Source organism: Thermosynechococcus sp. HN-54, from assembly GCF_023650955.1.
In the GTDB taxonomy this organism is placed as follows: domain Bacteria; phylum Cyanobacteriota; class Cyanobacteriia; order Thermosynechococcales; family Thermosynechococcaceae; genus Thermosynechococcus.
Window position 1 is genome coordinate 207,268 of sequence record NZ_CP098039.1, and the last position, 24,687, is coordinate 231,954.

The 24,687-nt window shown below is 52.3% G+C and carries 22 protein-coding genes and 1 tRNA gene; 10 read left to right on the top strand and 13 right to left on the bottom strand.

Annotated features, from left to right (window positions below; genetic code table 11):
* Positions 1 to 67 precede the first annotated feature (67 nt).
* The 6 genes from ftnA to NBE99_RS01030 form a co-directional block, all read right to left on the bottom strand.
* Positions 68 to 619, bottom strand: coding sequence for a non-heme ferritin (ftnA, locus tag NBE99_RS01010; protein WP_250682667.1), 552 nt, complete (start codon positions 617 to 619; stop codon positions 68 to 70).
* On the bottom strand, positions 585 to 839 hold the full coding sequence (locus NBE99_RS13395; protein ID WP_399370709.1) for a FeoC-like transcriptional regulator: 255 nt from the start codon (positions 837 to 839) through the stop codon (positions 585 to 587). The genes ftnA and NBE99_RS13395 overlap by 35 nt, the downstream gene beginning before the upstream one ends.
* A complete protein-coding gene (gene feoB / locus NBE99_RS01015) occupies positions 836 to 3,133 on the bottom strand; it encodes a Fe(2+) transporter permease subunit FeoB (RefSeq protein ID WP_250682668.1) in 2,298 nt (765 codons plus the stop codon). Before feoB ends, NBE99_RS13395 begins: the two co-directional genes overlap by 4 nt.
* Positions 3,134 to 3,147: 14 nt before the next feature.
* A complete protein-coding gene (locus tag NBE99_RS01020; RefSeq protein ID WP_250682669.1) occupies positions 3,148 to 3,612 on the bottom strand; it encodes a ferrous iron transport protein A in 465 nt (154 codons plus the stop codon).
* 416 nt (positions 3,613 to 4,028) lie between these two features.
* Positions 4,029 to 4,229: a hypothetical protein gene (locus NBE99_RS01025; protein ID WP_250682670.1), complete on the bottom strand. Its 201-nt coding sequence runs from the start codon at positions 4,227 to 4,229 to the stop codon at positions 4,029 to 4,031.
* Positions 4,230 to 4,274: 45 nt separating this feature from the next.
* Entirely contained in the window at positions 4,275 to 4,592 is a 318-nt protein-coding gene (locus NBE99_RS01030) for a hypothetical protein (protein ID WP_250682671.1), read from the bottom strand.
* Between the two features lie 294 nt (positions 4,593 to 4,886).
* Here NBE99_RS01030 and NBE99_RS01035 point away from each other — a divergent pair.
* From NBE99_RS01035 to NBE99_RS01045, 3 genes are all read left to right on the top strand, one after another.
* Positions 4,887 to 4,960 (top strand) — tRNA-Pro (locus NBE99_RS01035).
* Between the two features lie 57 nt (positions 4,961 to 5,017).
* A complete protein-coding gene (locus NBE99_RS01040; protein ID WP_250682672.1) occupies positions 5,018 to 5,671 on the top strand; it encodes a DUF3318 domain-containing protein in 654 nt (217 codons plus the stop codon).
* A 2-nt stretch (positions 5,672 to 5,673) separates the two neighbouring features.
* A complete protein-coding gene (locus NBE99_RS01045) occupies positions 5,674 to 5,895 on the top strand; it encodes a hypothetical protein (RefSeq protein ID WP_250682673.1) in 222 nt (73 codons plus the stop codon).
* Between the two features lie 61 nt (positions 5,896 to 5,956).
* Here the strand turns inward: NBE99_RS01045 and NBE99_RS01050 are convergent, their stop codons facing one another.
* Positions 5,957 to 6,988 carry a chlorophyll a/b binding light-harvesting protein gene (locus NBE99_RS01050; RefSeq protein ID WP_250683669.1) on the bottom strand — a complete coding sequence of 344 codons (1,032 nt, stop codon included), beginning with the start codon at positions 6,986 to 6,988 and terminating at the stop codon, positions 5,957 to 5,959.
* Positions 6,989 to 7,277: 289 nt separating this feature from the next.
* On the opposite strand from NBE99_RS01050, the gene NBE99_RS01055 reads away from it, so the two are divergent.
* Positions 7,278 to 8,954, top strand: a complete 1,677-nt coding sequence (locus NBE99_RS01055; RefSeq protein WP_250682674.1) for a diguanylate cyclase — start codon at positions 7,278 to 7,280, stop codon at positions 8,952 to 8,954.
* A 67-nt stretch (positions 8,955 to 9,021) separates the two neighbouring features.
* Positions 9,022 to 9,666, top strand: coding sequence for a response regulator transcription factor (locus NBE99_RS01060; RefSeq protein ID WP_250682675.1), 645 nt, complete (start codon positions 9,022 to 9,024; stop codon positions 9,664 to 9,666).
* A 63-nt stretch (positions 9,667 to 9,729) separates the two neighbouring features.
* Here NBE99_RS01060 and NBE99_RS01065 read toward each other — a convergent pair whose 3' ends face one another.
* The 3 genes from NBE99_RS01065 to NBE99_RS01075 all read right to left on the bottom strand — a co-directional run bounded on the left by NBE99_RS01065 (position 9,730) and on the right by NBE99_RS01075 (position 14,629).
* A complete protein-coding gene (locus NBE99_RS01065) occupies positions 9,730 to 12,156 on the bottom strand; it encodes a sucrose synthase (RefSeq protein WP_250682676.1) in 2,427 nt (808 codons plus the stop codon).
* Positions 12,157 to 12,238: 82 nt separating this feature from the next.
* Entirely contained in the window at positions 12,239 to 13,669 is a 1,431-nt protein-coding gene (locus NBE99_RS01070) for a sodium/glutamate symporter (RefSeq protein WP_250682677.1), read from the bottom strand.
* Between the two features lie 54 nt (positions 13,670 to 13,723).
* Positions 13,724 to 14,629 (bottom strand): alpha/beta fold hydrolase, encoded by a 906-nt coding sequence (locus NBE99_RS01075; RefSeq protein ID WP_250682678.1) that lies wholly within the window; start codon positions 14,627 to 14,629, stop codon positions 13,724 to 13,726.
* 83 nt (positions 14,630 to 14,712) lie between these two features.
* On the opposite strand from NBE99_RS01075, the gene sat reads away from it, so the two are divergent.
* Positions 14,713 to 15,909 (top strand): sulfate adenylyltransferase, encoded by a 1,197-nt coding sequence (gene sat / locus NBE99_RS01080; RefSeq protein ID WP_250682679.1) that lies wholly within the window; start codon positions 14,713 to 14,715, stop codon positions 15,907 to 15,909.
* Positions 15,910 to 16,668: 759 nt separating this feature from the next.
* Here the strand turns inward: sat and NBE99_RS01085 are convergent.
* Positions 16,669 to 16,812, bottom strand: a complete 144-nt coding sequence (locus NBE99_RS01085; protein ID WP_181495457.1) for a hypothetical protein — start codon at positions 16,810 to 16,812, stop codon at positions 16,669 to 16,671.
* A 249-nt stretch (positions 16,813 to 17,061) separates the two neighbouring features.
* Between NBE99_RS01085 and NBE99_RS01090 the strand changes: the two genes are divergently transcribed.
* The 3 genes from NBE99_RS01090 (at position 17,062) to rlmB (ending at position 20,947) form a co-directional block, all read left to right on the top strand.
* A complete protein-coding gene (locus NBE99_RS01090) occupies positions 17,062 to 18,624 on the top strand; it encodes a glycoside hydrolase family 3 N-terminal domain-containing protein (RefSeq protein WP_250682680.1) in 1,563 nt (520 codons plus the stop codon).
* A 96-nt stretch (positions 18,625 to 18,720) separates the two neighbouring features.
* The gene (locus tag NBE99_RS01095) at positions 18,721 to 20,031 is read left to right on the top strand and encodes an META domain-containing protein (RefSeq protein WP_250682681.1); all 1,311 of its coding nucleotides are present in this window, start codon (positions 18,721 to 18,723) and stop codon (positions 20,029 to 20,031) included.
* Positions 20,032 to 20,059: 28 nt separating this feature from the next.
* Positions 20,060 to 20,947 (top strand): 23S rRNA (guanosine(2251)-2'-O)-methyltransferase RlmB, encoded by an 888-nt coding sequence (rlmB, locus tag NBE99_RS01100; protein ID WP_250682682.1) that lies wholly within the window; start codon positions 20,060 to 20,062, stop codon positions 20,945 to 20,947.
* On the opposite strand, the gene NBE99_RS01105 is transcribed toward rlmB, so the two are convergent.
* Entirely contained in the window at positions 20,944 to 22,152 is a 1,209-nt protein-coding gene (locus NBE99_RS01105) for a 4-hydroxy-3-methylbut-2-enyl diphosphate reductase (RefSeq protein ID WP_250682683.1), read from the bottom strand. The two genes, rlmB and NBE99_RS01105, sit on opposite strands and share 4 nt — an antisense overlap.
* A gap of 41 nt (positions 22,153 to 22,193) precedes the next feature.
* Positions 22,194 to 23,381 (bottom strand): 1-deoxy-D-xylulose-5-phosphate reductoisomerase, encoded by a 1,188-nt coding sequence (locus tag NBE99_RS01110; RefSeq protein WP_250682684.1) that lies wholly within the window; start codon positions 23,379 to 23,381, stop codon positions 22,194 to 22,196.
* Positions 23,382 to 23,499: 118 nt separating this feature from the next.
* Here NBE99_RS01110 and NBE99_RS01115 point away from each other — a divergent pair, with 118 nt between their 5' ends.
* Complete coding sequence (locus tag NBE99_RS01115) at positions 23,500 to 24,678, top strand: DNA double-strand break repair nuclease NurA (protein ID WP_250682685.1); 1,179 nt, start codon at positions 23,500 to 23,502, stop codon at positions 24,676 to 24,678.
* Positions 24,679 to 24,687 lie beyond the last annotated feature (9 nt).

Consider the following 24,687-nt stretch of genomic DNA (forward strand, 5'->3'; position numbering starts at 1 on the left):
TCACTCCTCACTACCTAAAAGATACGCTGAGTCCTTGGGAATGCCTATAGCGACACATGACACTTTCTCAAGCGGCACCCTTTTCTCTTTGGGCTGCGGGTGTTGACTGCATTGTAGTGGTTGCTTTGGTTTGAGCTAGCTTGCCGATTTCCTGATCAATAAAGAAGAGTCCTTGCCCCTGTATGCCAATCAGTTCAATTTTGTCAAGGATACTCTTGAACAAAAACTCTTCTTGATGCTGCTCGGCCACATACCACTGCAAAAATTGCAACGTCGCATAGTCAGGCTCCGTATCCGCTAACTGTACTAACTCATTAATCTTGCGAGTCACAAACTGTTCATGCTCATAAACTTTACTGAACATCTCCTTCAGGGACTGAAATGTGTGGGGGGGAGCCTCCATACCGCCTAGGATTGCCAAGGCACCGGTTTCATGCATGTAGTTCAAGAGCTGCCGCATGTGTGCCATTTCCTCATCAGCATGTTGACTGAGGAACGCCGCACAACCCTCGAGGGCTTTGTGGGCACACCAAGAACTCATCTGCAAGTAGAGATGTGCCGAGTAAACCTCAAGGTTGATTTGTTCATTGAGCCGATTGGTCATTGCTAGGGATAGCATTGTTTATTCTCCATTCGTAAAGTACAAGAGCGTGGGAGCCGCACTGATGACAGCTTCCACAGCGGCTAGGGATGATTTTTTTCACACGTCCTTTTCGGATGAGTTGGCTAAGGATCAGTTCAATCATCGCTGGCGGTACCTGAAAATGGGCAACCAATTCTTCCAAGGAAACCACGTGGTGCTTCTGAATATAGTCCTGTAGTTGCAAGAGCATCATCATGTCCCCTGTGGCGAGGAAACCCGCTGGCGATCGCCCCAATACTTCAGGGCCATGATCACCACCCCCATCACTGCCCCTAGGCCTAATAACCAGACCAGCGAGAACATTGGATGCGCTGCAAATGTCATGAGTTGGTAGTAGGCAGTGGCGACCCAGTAGGCCAATCCCGTTGTCCAAACCGATACAAACATGGTCCAGCCCAAATTGGTTTCTCGATAGACAGCGGCAGTGGCCGACACACAGGGGAAGTAGAGTAAAACAAAGAGTAGGAAGGCGATCGCCGCCGCGGGCGTACCGAACCGCCGTGCCATCTGGCCAAAGGTCGTGTAGTGCACATTCTGAATTTCAGCCGCTGCTTCGGGGTTATCCGCCTTTTGCAACACATGGAACCCTAAAGGATCAAGCACCCGTTGCCCCAGCTCACTGAGATTTTTGGGAATGCTGAGCACTGCTTCCTTCAATCCCCCCAAAACTGAAAAGGGTTCTTCTGGTGTATCCCCAGCTTCAGTGCTTTGAGCTTCTTGGCGAGCTAACTCTGTATAGAGGGCATCCATTGTTCCCACCATCACCTCCTTGGCAAAGATCCCCGTAAAGAGTCCCACGGTTGCTGGCCAGTTCTCAGACTGAATCCCCATGGGTGAAAAAATGGGTGCGATTTGGCGACTAAAGGCGCTCAAAATCGATTGAGTACTATCCTTTTGGCCAAAGCTACCATCGGTGCCGACAGAGTTGAGAAGTCCGAGGATGACCACAAGGACAACAATCATCTTGCCCGCTCGACTAATAAAGGTTTTTAGCCGCTCCCAAGCCCGCAGGAGTATCCCCCTGAAGGTAGGTAAATGGTACGGGGGCAATTCCATCACAAAAGGGGCAATCTCTCCTTGAAAGAGGGTGCACTTCATCAGGAACCCTGTGAAGATGGCTGCTGCAATTCCCAACACATAAAGCAAAAACACGATATTTTGGCCGTTGTGGGGGAAGAAAGCAGCAACAAACAGGGCATAGACCGGTAGGCGGGCACCACAGGACATAAAGGGATTCATCAGAATCGTCATTAGGCGATCGCGCCGATTCTCCAGTGTGCGGGTGGCCATAATGCCGGGGATATTGCAGCCAAAGGAGACCATCATCGGTACAAAGGACTTACCGGGTAAGCCCAGCCAGCGCATCAGCCGATCCATGACAAAGGCTGCCCGTGCCAAGTAACCGGAGTCCTCAAGAAGCGTGAGAAAGATAAAGAGCAAACCAATTTGGGGAATAAATGTTGCCGTTGTTTGGATACCGCCCCCCACACCCTCTGCCAGAAGACCAATGAGCCAACCGGGGGCATTTAATGTTTCCAGCACCTGTGTCGGCCAACCCACGACCAGCGTTCCTACACCAATATCAAAAAAGTCAATAAAGGCACCCCCCACGTTAATTGAGATGAGAAACACCAAGTACATGACGGCTAGGAAAATGGGAATTCCCAACCAGCGGTTGAGCACAATGCGGTCAATACGATCAGAGACTGTTGCTGTCAGGCGATCGCCCTGTTCCAAAACGCCAGTCATCAACTGCTGAATCCAGCGATAACGACTATCGGCAATCAGAAGGTCAATGTCTTCTCCTAGGGTGCGGTGAATTCGCTCTCGCCATTTGCGCAGTGGTGCGACAACATCATTGGGAACTGATTCAACATATTGCAGCCAAGCCAAGGCCTGTGCCCGATCTTTGACACCTTGAGTCAGCAAATCAGCAATAGCCTCTTCAATCACAGCGGGTTGGGGCACTTTGGCAGGGGAGATGGGGGGCGCCTCCAAGCCTGTGCGAATGGCTTGCCGCAGTTGAGCAAAATGCTGTTGTTGTTTGGCACAAAAGGGTAGAACTGGAAGACCTAAGCGCTGGCTCAAGGCCTTGATATCAATCTTGATTTTGGCGGCACGAGCCACATCCATCATGTTGAGGACAAGGATGAGGGGGACTCCCAGATCAAGCAACTGCGATGTGAGGTAAAAATTGCGCTCTAAGTTAGCGGCATCCAGAATATTCACTACCAAGTCATATTCCCCCGCCAACAGAAACTTGCGGGCAATTTGCTCGTCTAAGCCAGTGCTATCCTCAGCATCGAGGGCATAGACCCCCGGTAGATCCACGACTTGGACAGTGAGGTCGCGATCGCGATAGCGGCCTTCCTTGCGCTCAACAGTAACTCCTGGCCAGTTTCCCACCCGCTGATTTGCCCCTGTAAGACCATTGAAAATGGTTGTTTTGCCACAATTTGGGTTGCCAATCAGAGCAATTGTTGCTGCCACGTCACACTCCTTTGCTAGAGCAGATGAACTTTGAGAGCATCAGCTTCATCCTTACGCAAGCTCAAATGAAAGCCTCGCACCCTAATCTCTGTGGGATCACCCAAGGGGGCATGGCGGACAACCTCAACTTCGGTGCCAGGGGTTAAGCCCATTGCTAATAATTTGCGTTTGTAGCTGGGGGCAGTGGAGGCATAGCCAATAATGCGTAGGCGAGTCCCAATGGGGGCAGTGCGTAGGTTCACCACTGGTAGTTCTAGTAGCTTGAGGAAGATGCTTTGGGCTAGCTCATGGTTAATGCAAAACCGCTTTGAGTCAAGAGCCACCATGACTGCCCCGCGATCGCTCCGATGTAGGATACTGATTATTGCCCCCGGTGCCAGACCCATCCCCAACAGTTGCTGAGTATTGCTGCACATTAATTTCACAAGGCAATAGCGATCGCCCACCTTAGCTTCAGCAAGGGAAATCAGGTTAGACACGCTGCGTCTCCAGCGCTGCCTTTGAGAATGGAGGTCGGCGATATAGGTAAAGGGGGACCACAAGGGTGATGACATATTGCATTTGATAATTCTTTGGAAGCTTCTTGTTGCGGATAATTCTCAATTTATAGCACGGTTTTGCAATGAAACTACGACTTTAGCAAATCTTAATCTGTCTGCGATCATCCTGAGAGCTGGAGCTATTTGAAAGTTTTGGTGTAGCGTTCGTCTTGAATGAGATAATTAGACTTACAATAATTCTTTTTATGAGACACTTAATCTCATAAGAGATATTATAAAAAACTAGCCTGAAGGGACGGGCAAAGCTGCTGTAATATCACCTCAGCGTTAGGGCACGGGGATCAAACGTGCTCAAAACCACGAAAGTCCCTATGGGTTTAGAAACCACCCTTATCTCATAGAGGCAGTTTGAAAAGTTGCCTGAGTTTTGTCGTCAGCCAAGTTTTGATGGTCTTTTTCTGAGCTTGGGTCATCTCCGCCTCAATGAAACAAATAAACAGACGAGCGAGGTCAACGCTTTTGATTTCCAAGTAGCGCAAGTAGCGTTTGAACTCATTGGGTTCCTCAGGCCAGTGGGGTAGCGTGTCATCGCCCATGCCTAGGGCTTTGGCAGCAACGATTCAATCGTAGTAATCGGTGTACTAAACCTCTGGATCTTCCATGTCGGGAAAGAGCCGAGCGTTGCTAATCAGATGCAGGAGAGCGACTAGGATAGCCTTTCTGGTGCGGTAGAGCTGTCTCGGCGGACAATGTTCTGCTGTAAGCAGATGAACAAGACGCATCAGGGCAAACACTCGATCTACGGTGATCTCAAAGTCTGACCGCCCTCGAGCGGGAGGATGCTTTTCTCCTTGGCCATAGGTCGTTTGCGGTAGGTTATCGTGCTGAAGCCGTGCTGCTTTTAGCTTTGCCGTAGAAACATTGGCCGTGGATCGCAAGAGAACCGCAAAGAAGCGCATCTTACTCGTTCCTAGGAAGGAATTTTGTCATGGAGTCTTCATCAAGGTTTACAGTTGCCATCACTAGAGACAACGGTTGGCATCGAACACTTGGAAAACGGCTCCACCTGACTGGTTCTCTCTGACCGATTGTGGGTGCCACAATAGAGCAGATTTTTCAAACTCGCTTCTAAAAAGGGTTTTTACTGCCCTAGTTTAGACTATGGACTAAAACTGGACTAAATTTTTTTCTTGCCCCAACTGCTCCATCGCGATTGAGGAAAACCCTAGCAAGTGTTATCTTAGATAAGTTGTCGGGATGTAGCGCAGCTTGGTAGCGCACTTCGTTCGGGACGAAGGGGTCGCAGGTTCAAATCCTGTCATCCCGATTCACTAGCCTTAAGCTGTTAAGATAGGTAAGAAATACCCTTGGATTTTCTTGTGCTATGACCTCGGCTGCATCCTCAGTTGCCCGTTCTGACTTAGCAGAGCTGCGTCGTCTCAAGTCTCTCTTGCCACCAGAGCTGCAAAGCTGGGTGACGATCGAACCGGCCAGTGGGGTGAATCCTCCTCTGATTACCTGTGAGGAAATTGGCAAGGATGAGGTGGAAATTCAAATTGATTTAGCCCGTTGGGATCAATTGGCCAAGGATCAGCGCAATCTCCTCTTTTGGCATGAGGTCGCCCGCATTCAAAATGACACCATTCCCCGTGATGGCTGGGAGATGGCCGCCTTGGCCATTGGTCTGGGGGGTGCAGTAGGGGAACTCTGGGTTCAAGATGGCCTACTGCTGCTGCTCGCCCTTGGGCTGTGTGGCTTTTCGGGCTGGCGGCTTTACCAGCGCAATAATGGTGAAAAGGTTCTCAAGGAAGCCATTGCTGCCGATGAGCGGGCGATCGCCCTCGCCACCCGCTTTGGTTATGAACTCCCTAATGCCTACAAAAGTCTCGGCAGCGCCCTTAAGTTCTTGATTGAGCAAGCCCCGAATCGCCGCCAGCGCAAACGCTATGAACTGCGTCTGCAAGCCCTGAAAAAGAGTGCGGCCAAAGCGAAAGCCCGCATGCAGGCGATGCAAAACGAACCCCAAGGCGAATCCTGATCATGGCTCGGCCAAAACGCCAACTGCTGCTACCAACCATCATTCTCCTATGGACAGTGGCGAGTCTAGGTTTTATGGCGCAGTGGGAGTTACATCCTGTCCTGCGCTACTATGGCTGGGTCTTCACGGCTCAAATTGCTTTTTTGATTTTCTTTGCGCCAGCGATCGCGCGACAGCTCAGGGGTGCCAAACGTTCCCAAAAGAATGAAAGCCTGCATTCATAAAAAACCCTCGATCGCTCTGACCGAGGGCAGCACCTATGGCTCAACAGGACAACTATTGCGATTAGCTTTCAACAGCTGGATTGAGAAAATTTTCTAATTCCTTGAAATTGAAGCCCATGGCTCGTAGAGCGTGCCAAAGATGCCCCTGTAGGAAGAAAAAAGCAAGGAAGAAGTGAGCATTGGCTAACCAAGCACGAGGAGTATGCTGCCCAAGGGGCAGATCAATGGTGTCTGCAAAGTAGGGGGCAATTCCCAGTTTCACTTCTAGGGGTGGCCCGTAAAACTCTACAGGATAGGCGAGGGTATTGACTGCACAGAAATAGGCCGCCACAAATCCCGCGAGGGCAATACCGCCAAGGGAGTAGGAAAGGATAGCTTCAGCATTAAACATCAGCACTTTCCGTGCCCAGTTCAGCGGCGGCACAAGGATATGCCAAATGCCACCTGCAATGAGCAAAATCGCGACGTAGATATGACCGCCCACGAGGTCTTCCAGATTGTCAATAGTGGCAAAGTGGGTTTGGTAGCCGTAAATGACAAAGGGATCCAACGTGGGTTGAGTAACAAGGCGTACGGTTTGCAAATTGGTATCGTAGAGTCCACCCCAGATTGTTGCTTTGAGTACCAATAGCAGGGCACCGAATCCCAAAAAGAGCAAATGATGCCCCAGAATAATCCCCAGTTGTTTCGGATCGTCCCAGCGGAAATGGAAGCGCCGCGCCCGCCCTGTGGCGGTACTGAGATCATGAGGAGCACGAAATGTGTGGAAGAGGGCACCCGCACCGAGCACTGCCGAGGAAATGAGATGCACTGCCCCAATCACAAAGTAGGGGTATAGATCTACAACTTTACCCCCCTCACCGATGCCGAATCCCAATGTTGCCAGATGGGGCAGCAAAATCAAGCCTTGCTCACCCATGGGTAGATTGGGGTTGTACTGTGAAATTTCGTAGAGCGTAAAGGCACCCGCCCAAAATACAGTTAGGGCTGCTTGGGCTACATGGGCAGCAATGAATAGGCCGGACAGGTTCACAAATCGAGCATTGCCCGCCCACCAGTCGTACTTGACATTGGCCTGACCGTAGGTTTGCAAGCCGGCACCTGTTGGGGGTGACCCAGTCCTAGAAGTTGAGGGTTCACTGGCGATCGCCATACATTCCTCCTTTGATAAAAACATGCCATCAATGTCAAGCTTATTGAGTATAAGTCTCAATAAAGCCTAGGCATACTATAGCATCACTATTGAGAATTAGTAGCATTTAATAAGGATACAAACGTAAAGATATGTAACTAGCCTCCGGTAGTACTCTGTATCTCTAAGAACTTGAGCAGAATCCTGTCAAGGCAGTAGGGTAATAGCAATAGGCTATTGGCAGGCAGGTATGGCCATTTTGCTTTATCACGACGATGTGGCAACGGCGGCAATGTTGGTCTCCATCCTGACCAATGCCGATCATCGGGTGGATGTGGTTGCCCGATCGGAAGACCTCTGGGGATTATTGGCCAGTAGTCGCTATCACCTCTTGATTGTGGATGAGTCCCATTTGGGCACAGCAGCGGATGCCTTTTGCCAACAGGTGCGCGATCTTGGATTCCAAGAACCGATTTTGATCCTCACCCAACAAGATTGGCCAACTCAGCCGGAAAGCCAAGTCATTTATTACCACTATCCTTGCTCGCCAGCCGCCCTCCTCGAAATTGTCCAGCAACTCCTGAGCGCGATCGCCACCTCCCAACCCGAGAACAATACTGATTCGGGACTGCCCCTTGTCCTCCACATTGACAACGACACCGAGTTAATCCACTCCCTTGAGGAGCATTCTGCGGATGGAGGGTTTCGCTACGTGGCCATGGATAGCTGGCCCCTAGTCAATACCTTCCTGCAAGAGTGCTGGCCGAATGCCGTCATTCTCAATCCTGAAGTGATGCCCGATGAGGTCACTACCCGCGAATTTTTACAGCAGTTGCGGCAACATCGTCCCCCCATCCCCGCCCTTGTGTTTACCGCCCATGACACATGGCGCGATCGCCTAGCAGCCATTCGCCTTGGCTCGCGGATGACCCTGAGTAAGCCTGTGGATGTTGAGCGGCTCCTGCAAACGCTCGAACAGTTGTTGCAACCGCAAGAGATCACCTCTGCCAATATCCTGACCGTGGATGACGATGCTGTCACGTTGGCTATCTTGAAACGACTCTTGGAACCTTGGGGGATGAATGTCACCGCCCTTCAGAACCCCGATCAATTTTGGGATGTCCTAGAGGCCACCAACCCTGAATTGGTGATTCTTGATGTCCAAATGCCCGGTATTAACGGCTTAGAACTCTGCCAAGTGGTGCGCAATGATCCCCGCTGGAACCAGCTGCCAATTCTCTTTCTCACCGCGACCACTGACCCCGCCCTCGTTACCCAACTCTTTGCCGCGGGTGCCGATGATTTCGTCAATAAACCAATTGTTGGCCCTGAGCTGATGACGCGGATCATTAACCGCCTAGAGCGTACCCGCCTCCTGAAACGCTTGGCAGAAGTAGATCCCCTCACGGGATTGAGCAATCGTCGTAAAGCCACAGAAGATATTGAACGCTTTCTAACCCTTGCCAGCCGCCAACAGCAAACCCTCTGCATCGCCGTTTTGGATTTAGATTACTTCAAACGCATCAATGACACCTATGGCCACGATGTCGGTGATCAGGTGCTGGTGACCACCGCTCGAATGTTGCGACAGTCCCTGCGGATGGAGGACGTGGTGGCTCGCTGGGGAGGCGAGGAGTTTTTAATTGCCCTCTATGGCATTTCCCTTGATGTGGCCAAGCACCGCCTTGCTATCTGTTTACAGCGATTGCGCAACCATACCTTCCATGCCCCCAACCACGACAGCTTCAAGGTGAGTTTTAGTGCCGGTATTAGTCAATTTCCCAACCATGGGGAGACCTTACTGCAACTGGTGAAGATAGCCGATGATGCCCTCTATGCTGCTAAAGCCGCAGGACGTTCCCAGATTGCAACAGCACCCAAGGAGATGCCCCCAGAGCTTGCCAATACTTCCCCCCAAGAATCATAAGCTATCCTAAAGGAGCACCTGATTCTCTGTAAAACCTTCCACTGGTATTGTTGAGTTCTCTAGATCTATGAGCCTTGAGGCGTCCCCTGCCCAAAATGCCACCATTCTCCTAGTAGATGACGATCCTAACCTTGTGCTCTTGGTGAAGGATTACCTTGAGATGCAGGGGTACCGAGTGCTGACGGCAGCCCATGGCAATGAGGGGCTGGCTATCTTACAGCAGCAGACGCCAGATTTAATCATTTGTGATGTGATGATGCCCCAGATGGATGGCTATAGCTTTGTCAGTGCTGTCCGACAACAGACACACCTGAGTTGGTTACCGGTGCTCTTTCTCTCGGCGAAGGGTCAAACCCACGATCGCATTAAGGGGTTGCAAACGGGGGGTGATGTCTACCTTGTCAAGCCCTTTGAACCCGACGAACTCTTGGCTCAAATTCAAGCTCTCCTCAAACAAACGGCTCGCTTGCGAGAGACTCAAGGACTTCAACCGCCTGCGGTGCCCACCCCGCCCCCCGGTGTCGAACTCACCCCCACAGAAACACGAATTCTGTGGTACGTTGCCCGTGGCATGTCCAACCGTGAAATTGCGGCGGAGCTACATGTGAGTCAGCGCACAGTGGAAAGTCACGTTAGTAACATGTTAGGGAAAACGGGATGCCATAATCGCACCGAATTGGCTCGCTGGGCGATCGATTACCATTACGTGTGAGCTTCTTCCCCGCGCTTTTTAAGTCTATATCTCAAACACCTTAGTCCATGGGCATATCCTGTATCACCGCTGCATGTGCTCTGCCAATAGGGCTTGGGCACGGGGTTTATAGAGCAAGTAGAACAGGGCTTCCATGTAGCGCATCATGTCTTCGCGATTTTCTTGGGAAGAGAAGTTCCAAAAGCCGTAGATCTTGGCGAGGGAGAGCAGGCGTGTACAGTGAATTTTCCAAGTGTAGGTGCTATAGACCCGCTCAATACCGGCTTTGGAAATCCGCTGCCACTGTTCGGGATCGCGATCGCAAGCGTCTAAAAAGCGGACAATGGTTTCAGCCATTTCTTCTAAGTGGGGGGGATTGATATAAAAGCCATTCACCCCATCTTGGATAATTTCCAGAGGCCCACCAAAACGAGTCCCAAAGGTGGGCAGACCACTGATCATGGCTTCCAGAATCGTCAGGCCAAAGGCTTCAAACAACGCCGGCTGGACAAACATCCCTTGGCGATCGGCAATAATGCGATAAACTTCGCCGGAGTCTGCCTTGGGCAAACGAATCCCTAGCCAGCGAATTTTGCCATGGAGGTTGTACTTGTGAATAATTTGATAGAGCTTCTCAATTTCGGCAATTTCCTCGCGATCGCTAGAGTCTTCGGCACGCAACTTACCCGCCACCAAAATCAAATTGCAGCGGTCTTGGAGTTCTTGACTGCGGCCAAAAGCTTCTGCCAGTCCTGTGAGGTTTTTAATCCGATCCAGCCGTGCCATCGAAAAGAGAGGGCGTTTGTTCGGATCCTCTAGGTAACCATAAATTTGCTGCGGATCCTCAAGGGTAAAGAGCAGTTCCTCCAACCGCTGGCGATCGCCCTCCAGTCGCTCTGTGTAGTGGTAGTAGGGAAAGTAAACCTGTTCATTCACTCCCGGTGGCACCACATTAAATTTGGGGCTAAAGAGTTCAATACCATTCACCACATGGTAAAGGTCAGGCATGGTGAAGGATTGGTAGGACTCATACTGGCCAATACTGTCCGGCGTCCCCACAATCTCTTGGTAGGTACTGCTGATGATAAAGTTGGCGGCATTCATGGCAATCAGATCCGCCGTAAATTGCAGTGAGAAGTGATACTTGTCCTCCAAATCCTGCCAGTAGAGGTTACTAAAGAGGTATTTCGATTTCTCCAAGGCATGGGCAATGTTACACTGGGTCACCTTCAGGCGCCGTGCCAGCAAAAAGGCCACTAAATTGCCATCGGAATAATTACCAATAATCAAATCAGGGACATGGCCAAATTCTGCCCGCAACTCCCGCTCTGCATCAATGGCAAAGGTTTCCAAATAGGGCCAGATCTCAAAGCGAGAAATCCAGTTTTGCGTCACCTTCGGATTAAATTCGCGGAAGGGCACCCGTAGGATCCACGCATCGTTGGTGCCATAGATTTTCTCAAGGCGTTGGTTGCACAGTGTGCCCTCGGCATTGGGAATCAGACGAGTCAGGACAATAATTTTAGGCCGTGCCTCCAGTACCCCCAACCCCGCCAGTTCTAAATCCTCCCGCATTTGTTTTTCGAGGTTTTTCACTTGGTCGAGGATATAGACCACCTGCCCACCGGTGTCGGGTCGCCCCAGCACCCCCTCTTGGCCAAACCAACCGTGGGGAGAAATCAGGGCAATGCGAAAGAGCATCGGAATCCGCGAGACAAAGGCCTCTAGTACTTGGTGATCCGGCGAGTCGAGGAGTTGATCGAGAATTTCTAGAGTCTCCCGCACCCGTGCGGCGGTATTGCCCCAACCCGGTTCAAAGCCGAGATTTTGCAGTTCAAAGCGAAACTCACTGTAGGCCTCGTCGGGGGCGCGATCGCTCAGTGCTACGAGGGCTTGTTTGACTTGTTCCGACAGCTGTTGAGGAGAACGAATGCGATCGTTTAGCAGCAGTTGATAGCCGTTGTAGCGATGAATTTTCAGGAAGTTAAAAAGATTTTGCTGCCACTGCCGCGGATCTTGGAAGAGTTTACTAGATAGATAACGATTGAGGAATTCCACCCCCTTACCGATATTCTTGGCATCGCGGATGATCGGGGAATAGTCGTAAAAGGGCTGGACATCAATTTCAAAAACATCCCCTTCGTTGGGATGGTAGCGGTTGACCAAGCGATCGCGCAGATCCAATAGCTCCGGAATCGTCATTGGCACAATCGTCAAATCCTCCACCAGCAGCCGACACACCTCCTGCTGGGCAATGCGTGGCCGAATGATCCAACAGAGACTTTCATTGTCAACAATGATCTCTTGGGTGTAAAACACCAGCTTGCTGAGGCGGGATTCTAAGGGCGTAGGCACCAAGCGATCGTTGTCCCGACAGTAATCGGCAAACGCGGTCAGAATCTCGTTGCGCAGGAGATAGCGCTTTTCCCCCAATTGCAAAATGCGTGAAAACTGACGCAGATCGGTACGTTCGTCACTTTCAACAACGGATTTGAGGAGGACAGAGGTCATCGGTAAACTCAGAACACGGCTTTTACTTGAGACAGCCCACGGGCAAAGCTCGTTTCCATTCTAGGTATCTCCTTAGATGGGGTCAATTTTGCAGGAGCGATCGCCGGATGTGCCGACAGTTCCATAAGCCAAACACTAACCACAGGCCTAACAGCCCACCCGTAAGTGCCAGTACGGGCACGACACCAAAATTACGGATGAGAATGGGTGCTGCTGCTGTAAATAAACCACCCCCGACAATCGGCTCGAAGAGAATTTGTTTGTAGGCAAAACTTTCCAAGGCGCCCGATTGATTATGCGGATCCACCATGCGAATCAGTAACAACCCCGTGGAGGTCACCCCCATCGATTGTCCCATGTCGCCAATACCGCGCTCAAACCAAAAGGTGGGGAAAATTCGCGGCGCTAGATACAGCATGACAAAGAGATTCCAAGCAATTCCCCCCAAGCTCAAAAGAATAAAGGGGATCAGGTTCTCACCGATAGCTGCCAACGAAAGGGTTGCTAAAGCGGTAACAATGGTTACGTCCAAAGCCACACCGCCGATGTGGTTAATCAATGGCCGACTAATCAAGTACTGTTTGCGCCAACGGGTCAGGATTAACTGAACAATAATGCCACCAATCAGGGCAAGGGGAAACAGGGGCACGTAAGGCATTAAGGTCAAACTCGTTTGTCCCCAAGTGACACGCTCCAATAGCCGCAGGGCTTCGAGAATCACCCAGCCCACAATAATCGCCAAGCCCACAAAACAGAAATTCAATGACAGGGGATCAATGAGCAAATCCCGCAGCAGTTGTTGTCGTCGTGCCCGTGTCTCCGGGTCATCCTGGGGATGGGGGTCTGCCTTCTCCTGTTCTTCCCAGTTCAGTAAAGGTTTCACCTGCAAGCGTCCTGTGCGCCGCGCCCAGTTGATCAGTGTCACCCCAAAAACTACCCCAGAGACTAAACCCACAGTGGCCAAGCCCAACGCCATATCGGCGCCGGCTGCAAAACCCAACTCCTTGAAGGTCTCAGCCATGCCAGCGGCAGTCCCATGTCCACCCTCAAAGGTAATTTCAATGAGCGTACCAGCAATGGCATCCATGCCAAACAGGGGGCTTAGAACGAGCAAGACCAGCAGCAGACCGACCACGTATTGTCCCCAAGCCAGAATCTGACCAAAGGCCACCTGCGGTGAGGCTTTCTGCCAAATGTCCCGCGGCGTGGGAATGATTTCACCCAAGAATAGACAGGCAAAAACGATATTGATGAAAATACTGGGAGACTGTTTCCAGACTTCCCGAATGTCTTCGGCAAAAAGACCATTGGCCAGACCAGAGTCGGGTGCAATTTGACTGGCGATCGCCCCCAGCACACTAGGACCAAGGATGAGTCCCAAGACGCCCGCAATCACTGAACTGGGCATATAGAGCGATCGCATCAGTGCCCAGCGCTGCCGCACAATGCGCCCCAACAGCAGCAAAACACCAATAAAAATAAACGCCCAGAAAACCGTAATCAGCCTAAACATGAACCCCGCCAACTCCTAAGGTTGTGGTGATCATAGAGCCTGCAACGGCAAGACTCAACTCTGCGCAAGTTTGTGGCGGCGCAACCAATCCAAAAGCAAGGCATTCACGCGATCGGGTTGCTCATCGTGGGGACAGTGACCCGTGTGATCCAACTCCACCACCTGCATCATTGGCTGTACCTGTTGAAACTGCTGGCTCAGTATCGGCGGGATGAAGCGATCCTGCTTGCCCCAGATCAGCAATAGGGGTTGGGACACACTTTTGAGCATGGTCTTGGCACTCGGTCCAAAATCCGTGCGGCTCATGGCGCGGATGATGTGCACAAAGGCGCGATCGCTATCACGGTCATAGGCAGGCGTGAGCAAGATTTCTAGCAATTCATCATTCACACAATCGGGGTTGGCGTAGGCCAGTTGTGCCCAACCCTTGACAATGAAGGGACGGCGAATCGTGTAAAAAAGGGTGCGCAGCAGCCAAGGAGCCGTAAATATCTGTTCAATTCCGCTCACAAGGGGGGCGATCGCCCTCGGAATCAACTCCTCGCGCACGGCTGGATCCGGCAGGCTCAACATCACTACCCCCGACACCATCTCTGGGTAGCGATAAGCACAGGTAAGGGCAATCAAAGCACCAATGGAGTTGCCAACAAGCACGGCTGGTTGCCCAACAATTCCTTGCCAAAAGGCATGAACCTGAGCCGCCCAAAACTCAGCTCCATAGGCAGCAATGGGTTTTTCTGACGCTCCCAACCCCATCAAATCAAGGGCATACGTCGGCTGATGCTCTCCCAAAGCCCGAAGATTGTATCGCCAATGCCGTAGAGAGGCCCCAAAGCCGTGCAGCAAGATCACAGGAGACCCCCCATGAGTGGATCGCCAAAAACTATAGCGACTCTGCCACCCCCGCCAGCACCACTCCCGCTCGACGCCATAACGATAGGGTTCGACCAGTTGTCTCATGCACCCATTCGTCCAATAATGACTTCTATCTTAGTTATGAAGTTTTGCAACAGGTTCATCCAGCCCCAAAAAGGAGTTCCACATTGAGTCCATCAGCAACAGTACAGACAAAGGATGCGATCGCCCCCCACGGCGGTATCCTTGTAAATCGAATCCTCTCCCCTGAACAAAAACAGGCGTGGCTGGCCCGTGCCGATCAATTGCCCCGCATTACCCTCGATGAGCGCGCTGTCTCTGACTTAGAACTCATTGCCATTGGTGGCTTTAGTCCGCTGACGGGGTTTATGGGACAGGCCGACTACGAGCGGGTGGTTGAGGAAATGTACCTTGCCAATGGCTTACCTTGGTCAATTCCCATTACCCTCTCGGTCAGTACTGAGGTGGCTGCTCGCCTAGAAATTGGCCAAACCATTCGCCTCGATAATGCAGCGGGTCAGTTTTTGGGCATTCTTGAACTCACCGAAAAATACACCTATGACAAACGCCGTGAGGCGCGCTGTGTCTATCGCACCGAAGATGACAAACACCCCGGCGTCAAAGTGGTCTATGAACAGGGAGAAATCAACCTTGCAGGCTCGATTTGGCTCCTAGAGCGGCATCCTCATCCTCAATTCCCCAACTACTGCATTGATCCGGTGGATTCCCGTGCCCTCTTCCGTGCAAAAGGGTGGCGCACGATCGTCGGTTTCCAGACCCGCAACCCCATCCACCGTGCCCATGAATATATCCAAAAATGTGCCCTTGAAATTGTGGACGGCCTCTTTTTGCATCCCTTGGTGGGTGCCACTAAGGAGGATGACATTCCTGCCGATGTACGGATGCGCTGCTATGAAATTATGCTGGAGCACTACTTCCCCAAAGATCGGGTGATTCTGGCCATTAATCCGGCAGCCATGCGCTATGCAGGGCCACGGGAAGCGATTTTCCATGCGTTAGTACGCAAGAATTACGGCTGTACCCATTTCATTGTGGGTCGCGATCACGCGGGCGTCGGGGACTACTATGGTACCTATGATGCCCAACATATCTTTGATGAATTTGATCCAGCAGCCTTGGGCATTATTCCTCTAAAGTTTGAGCATGCCTTCTACTGCACCCGCACCCAGTCTATGGCCACCAGTAAAACCAGTCCCAGCCAACCTGAAGAACGCATTCACCTCTCAGGCACCAAGGTACGGGAAATGCTGCGTCGCGGAGAATTGCCCCCCCCAGAGTTTTCGCGGCCAGAAGTAGCCGCAGAACTGGCACGGGCGATGCGACAACCCCAACTGACTCAATAGCCTAAGAATAAAACGAGGGGGTCAAGCTGACGGCAGCAAGACCCCTAACGAAGTTAGCAATGACGAATCAACTCAACAACTAACGTGGACAAAATGTGGTTTTAGCTGGCGATCCAAACCCCCACTAGGCGATCTCAACCGATCAAGCTTGGAGCATGGACACTAGGTAATGGATTGCTGTCAACGTTGACGACCTTGGATACTGGGAGGTTACCTAGCTTTGCCTTAACTCCCATGGACGACAGGATGGGGACTTCGGCAGTAACCACACAAACGACAAGGCTGGATAAAGCGAGAGGACAACTATACAACGGTGAAGCTCAAAGGATTGATTTTGATATTACTCGCAAGACAGGAGTGAAATTTATCTTGGAGTAACTTTGCTTTATCCCGAACTCAAGGACTGGGAGGCACAAGCCTTAAGTTCACTCTTATCGTTAACCCTTCTTTGCTGTGCCTACTTTTAAGTTAGCATAGACCTTGGGGAATGCTCAAATGTTAACGGGAAATTCAATATCTGAAATATTCCTTAATTGATTCTGCAATATGCCGTTAGATTCAGTGGTTGTGACCTTTTAGTGGTATCTCCAGTGCCGAACGTTATCTCTAGGTTTTAACAGTTTGGGCGATCGCCCCAAGCTCATCAAAAAAACTGCACCAGCCCCATGATTGCCGCTATGGCGGAGCTGATGCCGAACTAATACTAGTTATTTTTACCTGTAAAGTCTCTACAGGGATTCTGCTTGCGGAAGACAGTAACTAACTCTTACGGGAGGGTGTTCCCGTGAAGGGCTGCGCTCCTGTGGAAGGATAGTGATCATTGCGAGGGGTGAAGATGCGCCCAAATGCCTCCATCAAAAAGACCATCATACTTTGCAGTTTCTCACGTAGTGCTTTTAACATAGGTCAACTCCTAAAGAAAGCGATTTAGGCTTCAGCCTTTGGCTTAATGATTGAACACCGCAGGAAAAACTTGAAACTTGCTCTACCGGAGCAACGGAATCGGACTTCGCCTCAAGATCATTAGGTAAAGGCTGTACTTTTAGTATAAAAAATCAGACCAGTTACCTGAGAGAGTTTGAGACAATTTTTTATATGCTGAATAAGGAAGTTATTGATTTGTGAAATTTTGTTCTAAATGAGATTACGCCCATGACATTTATTCCCCCTCTTGCTGATCTTTCGCTGCGGGCACAGGTAGCGCAGATGGTGGTTGTGCGAGCCAGTGGCTACCTCTACGATCGCCAGATTCAGTACCCCGCTTGGGAGCCGCCCCAAAACACCTTAAAACACTGGCTTAAAGACTGGGGAGTTGGCGGGGTGATCCTTGTGGGGGGCAGTGCCGTCGAAGCGGCAGAACGCTGTCGGCAACTTCAATCTTGGGCGACGATTCCCCTATTACTAGCGGCGGATATTGAGGAGGGGGTTGGTCAACGCTTCAGTGGTGCGACACAATTTCCCCCGCCAGCGGCTTTAGGAGCCATTGCCCAAAAGAACCGAGAACGGGCAGTTGACCTTGCAAGGGCAATGGGGGCATCCACCGCAGCCGAGGCTTTAGCCATTGGTTTGAATTGGGTTCTTGCTCCGGTGGTGGATGTGAATAATAACCCCGCGAACCCGGTGATTAATGTGCGTGCCTTTGGTGAGGAACCAGACATTGTCAGTACCCTCGCAACCGCTTTTATTCAGGGGGCACGTGCCTATCCAGTGCTAACAACGGCAAAGCACTTTCCTGGCCATGGGGATACAGCCACGGACTCCCACTTGGAACTGCCGGTGATTCCCCACGATCGCGATCGCCTGCAAGCCATTGAATGGCCGCCCTTTGTTGCTGCCATTGCCGCAGGGGTGGATACCGTCATGAGCGCCCATGTCCACCTACCCGCCTTGGATGCCGAGCGACCCGCTACCCTGTCTTCGCAGATTCTCACGGGAATCCTGCGCCAAGAGATGGGGTTTAATGGTCTAATTGTGACCGATGCATTGGTCATGGGGGCGATCGCCAACACCTACGGTACCGCCGAAGCCGCTGTCAAAGCTGTAGAAGCCGGTGCTGATATTTTGCTCATGCCCCTAGATCCCCCCGCCGCCATTGAAGCGGTGGTTGCCGCCGTTGAGTCAGGCCGCATTTCCCCTGAACGCATTCAAGCCTCTGTGAATCGCATCCAATCCACTAAGGCGCGCCTTCAGCCTTTGGCATTGCAGTTGGACTATTTCCAAACCACACCAGCAGTTGAGGTGACTACTGCCATTGCCCAAGAGAGTATGGAACGTGCCGGCCAAGCCTTGCAACCCGTGACCTCAGGGGTGAATTGTCTGATCGTGGATGATGCCTTGGACGCCAGCTTTTTGAACCGCACCTGTCCCGCATTGACACTGCCCCCCACTTGGGGATTTCGCCAACGGCTGGTGATTGATCAGCAAACACCGCTGACCATGATTGAGGGTCTGCCCAGTGAACCCACACTCCTCCAAGTGTTTAGTCGCGGCAATCCCTTCAGAGGTAAAGCCGGTTTAAGCGCGCCAGCGATCGCCACCCTCGAACGACTGCAAACCCAAAATCAACTGGCAGGTCTGGTGGTTTATGGCAGTCCCTATGCCTACCGCAAGATTGCCCAGCATCTGCACCCCGATGTGCCCCGCGTCTTTAGCTATGGGCACTACAGCAGTGCGCAAGGTTTGGCACTAGAGTGCTTGGTTCAGGGAATCGCCTAAAGGTTTCTGGATCTTTATCTTGGGAAACATTTTGGAACCCTTATACTGGCCTTACGTCCCTAGAGATAGCGCCATAGTTATTGGTCTTTGCCAACAATGATTCAGTTTCCCACAGCGGCTAGCCTAGTTACTCTCTATACAGTGGCCACAACGCTGGCGATCGCCCCCGTCAGTTTTGCCGCACCTCAGTCTTGGCTGGATCAACCCCTGCGTAACTGGAATCCCAACCTTCCTATCCTCGACATTCCCCCAAGGGGCAATCCCAATCCAACTGAACTGAACCGCTGTCGCAGCACCCTGCGCTCCCCCCAATCTATGGCCGATCGCCTGATCCAACAGCGAGGCTGGCATCTAGTGGGTACACCCATTCGCCATCAGAATGTGGAAATTATTCTCGGCAATAGTAGCTTTGATGGCATGTGTCGTCCGATGGGGTATCAGGCCTTTGTCTTTTCCGGGGGACGCTACTTGGGAACCTTATCGCCGAATCTCATGGATTCCCGCACTGATGGCTCATTCCTAGGTGAGGTCAAGTTCCAAAACGATGGCACCTTCACCGCAGACTTTGCCCGCTACACGCCCAATGATCCCCTCTGTTGCCCCAGTCGCATCAGTACCGTGACCTATCGCCTCGAAGGGAGACTACTGCCTGTGCCGCGCTTGGTGCCTGTAGCCGTTTCCACGCAACCAACGGCGAATAACACTCCCTCTCAACCCCCGGAACTAAGCCTCAGCGGTCAACGGTGGCGTCTCAGACGCATTGGCAATCAAGCCGTTCCAGTGGATACCGCCTTTATTGAGTTTGATAGTGCTAACCGCCGTGCCAATGGTTTTACGGGCTGTAATAACTTTAATGGTGGCTACACCGCCAACGGCCCGCGTCTGCTTTTTGCTCCCTTAGCAACCACCCAACGCCTCTGCAGCCAAGAACCGCTTCAGAGGGTGGAAACCCAAATGCTACAGGGGCTGAGCCGCACCAACCGCTACCGCGTTCAAGGAAATACCCTGCAACTCTTTGAGGGCAATCGCCTGCTGTTGACCTTTGAAGCGGGTGCAACTGAAAGTCCGCTCAGTGGCCGCTGGCAACTTCAGCGTCTAGCCAATATGCCGATGCCACCGCGCAATCCCATGGATACGGCATTTATTGAGTTTGATAGCAATGCCCAGCGAGCAACGGGCTTCAGTGGCTGCAATAACTTTAACGGTGGCTACAGCGTCAATGGCCAGCAATTGCGGTTTTCGGCAGTGGCGACAACGCGGCGCGCCTGTATTGGTCAACGGGCTCAAAGGATGGAGATGTCGTTTTTGCAGACCCTTGCGCAAACGAACCGCTACCGCATTGAGGGAAATACATTGACGTTCTATGATGGCGATCGCCCCCTTGCGATGTTTCAGCGAACACCCTAGGGAAGATCTGCAATCTTAGTGACTCTTCATGACCGAGAAACCTCGTCCCCGCAAAAAAAATCGCCCGACAGCGACCCGCCCTCCTCGCCCCCAGCGACGCACCCCAGCTAAACCAATTCGGAAAGCACCCCCAACTGCCCCGACGGAGGATGCCCCCGAACTCCTCTATGGTCGCCATGCCGTGCTCTCAGCCCTTGAAAGTGGCCGCCCCTGCAATCGTATTTGGGTGATTCCCTCGCTGCGTTACGATCCGCGTTTTCATCAACGCTTGAATGAAGCCAAACAGCAGGGAGCGATCATTGATACCGTCACCCCCGAACGCCTCGATCAACTGTGCCAGCGGGGACGACATCAGGGGATCGCCCTTCAGGTGGCTGCCTATAAATACTGGTCCCTTGAGGATCTCTTGGCCAAGGCCGCAACCGTGAATCAACCAGTACTCTTGGCTGCCGATGGTATTACGGATCCCCAAAATCTTGGTGCCATGATCCGCACCGCAGAGGCGCTAGGGATGCAGGGGGTGATTATTCCCCAACGACGGGCAGTGGGGATTACGGCAACGGTGGCCAAAGCCGCCGCAGGCGCCCTAGAGTATTTACCGGTGGCACGGGTGATCAACCTCAACCAAGCCCTTGAAACCCTGAAGGCGGCGGGCTATTGGATCTATGGCCTCTCGGAGCGTGGAGCGGTGCCCCTACCGAAAATCACCTTCGATCGCCCCACGGTCTTTGTGGTTGGTAGTGAAGGGGAAGGGATTAGCCTGCAAACGCAAAAGCACTGCGATGAAATTGTCGCCATCCCCTTGGCGGGGCGTACCAATAGCCTAAATGCCTCAGTGGCGGTGGGCATTGCCCTCTACGAGATCAGTTGTCAGCGATCGCCCGCTTGGGATTTGACCCAAGAACCAGAGGCCTAGGAAACCGCTACCACAGACCGCAGGGCAAAAATTTTATTGAGAACCTCCTCGACCACCTTATCGGGAGTGGAGGCACCAGAGGTAATACCAATCGTGACTGGGCAATCGGGGAGCCAATTTTCAACCACGGTGAGATCCTGATGCAGCGGCTTGTGCTCAATGCGATTGCCCGGCCCAATGCGATCGGCAGAATCAATGTGGTAGGAAGGAATGCCGTGTTCAATGGCAATCTCTTGTAGGTGCGTCGTATTTGAGGAGTTGTAGCCACCTATCACTACCATCAGATCCAAGGGTTCCTTGACCAAGTTCAGCATCGCATCTTGGCGCTCTTGGGTGGCGTCGCAGATGGTATTGAAGCTCATGAAGTGCTCATTGAGGCGATCGGGACCGTATTTTTGGATCATCGTACGTTCAAACAATTTGCCAATTTGCTCTGTTTCCCCCTTGAGCATGGTGGTTTGGTTGGCAATGCCGACGCGCACCAAGTCGCGATCGGGATCAAAGCCCGGAGAACAGGCCTTGGCAAACTTGGCCATGAAGGCTTCGCGATCGCCCCCCTTGAGGATGTAATCGCAGACATAGCGGGCTTCTTCGAGGTTGAGCACAATCAGATACGTCCCGGCAAAGGAACTGGTGGCAATGGTTTCCTCGTGGTTGTACTTACCGTGAATGATCGAGGTGAAGCTAACTTTTTTGTGCTTCTCAACGCTGTGCCACACCTTTGACACCCAAGGACAGGTGGTATCCACAATCGTACAGCCGCGCTCACTGAGGAGTTGCATTTCTTGGACACTGGCGCCAAAGGCGGGCAAAATCACCACATCTCCTTGGCGTACCTCGCTAAAATCCTTCACCCCATTCACGACGGGGATAAATTCGACGGCCATTTGCCGCAGGCGCTCATTGACCGAGGGGTTATGGATAATTTCATTGGTAATCCAGATGCGCTCCGTGGGAAAGTGGGTGCGGGTTTCATAGGCAAGGGCAACGGCACGTTCCACGCCCCAACAAAAGCCAAAGGTCTCCGCCAAGCGAATCGTCACATCCCCCTGCTGCCAGCGATAGCCATTGGCACGGATTTGCTGAATCAGAGAACTTTGATACTCGCCTTGGAGCTGCTGGTTGACTTCCTCACCGTGACCAAAGCCTTTGCGGTGGTAGTTTTCGGAACTGTGTAGCGATCGCTTGAATGCGCGGGTATCCATTGGCTCTCCTCTGAAGCAATCTGATGGTATTTTGACACACTCTATAGCGCAACCATGGGGCTGACATCCCGTTGTGCCAACTCCTGTACCGTTTCTCGCGCCCAGCGATCGGCAGCCAAAATGTCCTCTAGGGTGGGGTTGCTAATATTTTGGACAGAGTAGCGATCGCAGGTCATCTCAATCAGCCGCGGAATGTCAAGGAAGGAAATCGCCTCGGCAATAAAGAGCGCCACCGCCTGTTCATTGGCAGCATTCAGCACCGCTGGCATCGCTCCGCCAGCCCGACCGGCAGCATAGGCCAGTCCCATACAGGGATACTTTTGGTGATCGGGCGATCGGAAGGTTAAATTTCCAGCTTTCACTAAATCTAGAGCCGACCAATTCGTGGGGATTCGCTCTGGCCACGAGAGGGCATACAACAGCGGCAAGCGCATATCCGGCCAGCCCAACTGTGCCAGCACCGAGGTATCCTGCAACTCAATGAGGGAGTGAATAATGCTTTGGGGATGGATGACAATCTCGATATTGTCGTAGTCCATGCCAAAGAGGTAGTGAGCCTCGATGACCTCTAGGCCTTTATTCATCAGGGTTGCCGAGTCCACAGTAATTTTCGGCCCCATTGACCAGTTGGGATGCTTCAGGGCATCCGCCACCGTCACTTGAGAGAGTTTCTCCACCGGCCAATCGCGAAAAGCTCCCCCGGAGGCAGTGAGAATGATTTTCCGCAGTCCCCCTTCCGGTACCCCTTGCAAGCACTGAAAAATGGCGGAGTGCTCAGAATCGGCGGGCAGAAGCTTGACACCGTACTCCTGAAGCAGCGGCAAGACCACAGGGCCACCGGCAATCAGTGTCTCTTTATTGGCCAAGGCAATATCTTTGCCCGCTTTAATGGCGGCGATCGTCGGCACTAGACCGGCACAGCCCACAATTCCCGTCACTACAATATCGGCATCCCCATAGGCCGCCACCGTCGCAATACCCGCTTCACCAGCCACCAGTTGCGGTTTTTGGGGCAGATCGGCTAATGCTGCCTCTAACTGCGGCAGTTGTTCAGGATCGGCAATACTGACAATCTCCGGCTGAAATTGACGAATTTGGGGAATGAGTCGCTCCAAGTTACGACCCGCCGCAAGGCCAACCACGCGAAAGCGATCGGGATATTGGGCAACAATGTCAAGGGTTTGGGTGCCAATGGAGCCAGTGGAGCCAAGGAGATTGAGTGCCTTCACAGTTTTTGGGGGGAGGGTCAGTGGACACCTTAATATCTACCGCAGGAGGGGACACAAGGCAAACCCATACCTATTCCGATGAGAATAGCAAGAGGCGTTTCTCTAGTCTTTCCCAGTCATGGTGTTACCCCTCTCCCAACTGGTGCAGCAACTGAATCATAAAAAAGCTGAATTTCTCAGCTATGACACCGCCTTGGCTCAGGTGCGACAGGCCTATCAACAGGCTCTAGGGAGATGGCAGCAACAAAGCATTCCCGACATCACCGCTGCCATTGATCCTGAGATCAGGGATTGGGGAGCGCGCCCCATTGAACCTTGGCAACATGGCTGGTGTATTCCCTTGGGGATGCAGTGGCTCCATCGTCAGGCGGCGCGGGAGTGGGCAATGACGCAACTCATGGATGTCACTACTGTTGCTGTAGATGGTTCCCAGATTGTTCCCAGTGAAGAGCTATTTTTGCCTGTGGGTGTGGTACAGGCGGGGTGGTTTCTCAATCCCCATCGGCGCGATCGCCCCTACGCCAAGGAAATTGTTCTTGAACTGATCACACCAGCGGAACTGCGCCAAGCAGAGACAGAACTGGCTCAACCGCAAACATACCGCTTCCACGAACGCTACATTCACCTGCGCCGTTTTGAACTGGAACTAAAAACCCTGCGGGAACGCATGGCAGAGGTCACAGCACCCGCGTTGCTCCTGTTTGATGGCTCCTTTGTCGCCACCTTTGCCGAGTCCTACGCCCCGGAGTGGCAGGGGCGATATGTGGCAGCTCTGCGCCAAACCTTAGAGGCCAGTTTGCAGCAACGTATTCCAGTGGTCGCCTACATTGATAGCTCCCAAGCACGGGATTTAGTGACGCTCTTGGGACATCTTGACCATCTTGCCCCTAGTCCCCATCTCTCGGATGCCCAACTCTTGAACACGGTGCTGACCCAGTGGGGCGATCGCTCCCCCTTATTTATCTGCGATCGCGGCGGTATCCTTGAGAAATATGGTTCTTGGTCTAAGGGCATTGGCTTTTGCTACCTCAAAGCCCATCAGGGCTACCCTGTCCGCCTCGAACTCCCCCTGTGGATCTACGAAGCGGGCTTGCTGGATCAGGTGATTCGCTGGCTTTGCGGTGAACTGATTACCGGTCAAGGGTACCCCTACGCCCTCGAAGCGGCGGATCAGTTGGCGGTTCTGCAAGCGAGCGATCGCCAAACCTTTCTCAAGCAACTACAGGTATGGGCGGAGGATATGGGCATGGAACTGCGCTTTAGCCGCAAATGGGTCAGTAAACAGCAGCGGCGTTAGACAGACCTC

What these genes read in the sequence shown, in the direction of transcription:
- ftnA (WP_250682667.1), bottom strand. Translation starts at nt 619, where the DNA reads ATGCTATCCCTAGCAATGACCAATCGGCTCAATGAACAAATCAACCTT.
- NBE99_RS13395 (WP_399370709.1), bottom strand. Translation starts at nt 839, where the DNA reads ATGATGATGCTCTTGCAACTACAGGACTATATTCAGAAGCACCACGTG.
- NBE99_RS01025 (WP_250682670.1), bottom strand. Translation starts at nt 4,229, where the DNA reads ATGGGCGATGACACGCTACCCCACTGGCCTGAGGAACCCAATGAGTTC.
- NBE99_RS01030 (WP_250682671.1), bottom strand. Translation starts at nt 4,592, where the DNA reads ATGCGCTTCTTTGCGGTTCTCTTGCGATCCACGGCCAATGTTTCTACG.
- NBE99_RS01040 (WP_250682672.1), top strand. Translation starts at nt 5,018, where the DNA reads ATGACCTCGGCTGCATCCTCAGTTGCCCGTTCTGACTTAGCAGAGCTG.
- NBE99_RS01045 (WP_250682673.1), top strand. Translation starts at nt 5,674, where the DNA reads ATGGCTCGGCCAAAACGCCAACTGCTGCTACCAACCATCATTCTCCTA.
- NBE99_RS01055 (WP_250682674.1), top strand. Translation starts at nt 7,278, where the DNA reads ATGGCCATTTTGCTTTATCACGACGATGTGGCAACGGCGGCAATGTTG.
- NBE99_RS01060 (WP_250682675.1), top strand. Translation starts at nt 9,022, where the DNA reads ATGAGCCTTGAGGCGTCCCCTGCCCAAAATGCCACCATTCTCCTAGTA.
- NBE99_RS01065 (WP_250682676.1), bottom strand. Translation starts at nt 12,156, where the DNA reads ATGACCTCTGTCCTCCTCAAATCCGTTGTTGAAAGTGACGAACGTACC.
- NBE99_RS01070 (WP_250682677.1), bottom strand. Translation starts at nt 13,669, where the DNA reads ATGTTTAGGCTGATTACGGTTTTCTGGGCGTTTATTTTTATTGGTGTT.
- NBE99_RS01075 (WP_250682678.1), bottom strand. Translation starts at nt 14,629, where the DNA reads ATGAGACAACTGGTCGAACCCTATCGTTATGGCGTCGAGCGGGAGTGG.
- NBE99_RS01085 (WP_181495457.1), bottom strand. Translation starts at nt 16,812, where the DNA reads ATGTTAAAAGCACTACGTGAGAAACTGCAAAGTATGATGGTCTTTTTG.
- NBE99_RS01090 (WP_250682680.1), top strand. Translation starts at nt 17,062, where the DNA reads ATGACATTTATTCCCCCTCTTGCTGATCTTTCGCTGCGGGCACAGGTA.
- NBE99_RS01095 (WP_250682681.1), top strand. Translation starts at nt 18,721, where the DNA reads ATGATTCAGTTTCCCACAGCGGCTAGCCTAGTTACTCTCTATACAGTG.
- rlmB (WP_250682682.1), top strand. Translation starts at nt 20,060, where the DNA reads ATGACCGAGAAACCTCGTCCCCGCAAAAAAAATCGCCCGACAGCGACC.
- NBE99_RS01105 (WP_250682683.1), bottom strand. Translation starts at nt 22,152, where the DNA reads ATGGATACCCGCGCATTCAAGCGATCGCTACACAGTTCCGAAAACTAC.
- NBE99_RS01115 (WP_250682685.1), top strand. Translation starts at nt 23,500, where the DNA reads ATGGTGTTACCCCTCTCCCAACTGGTGCAGCAACTGAATCATAAAAAA.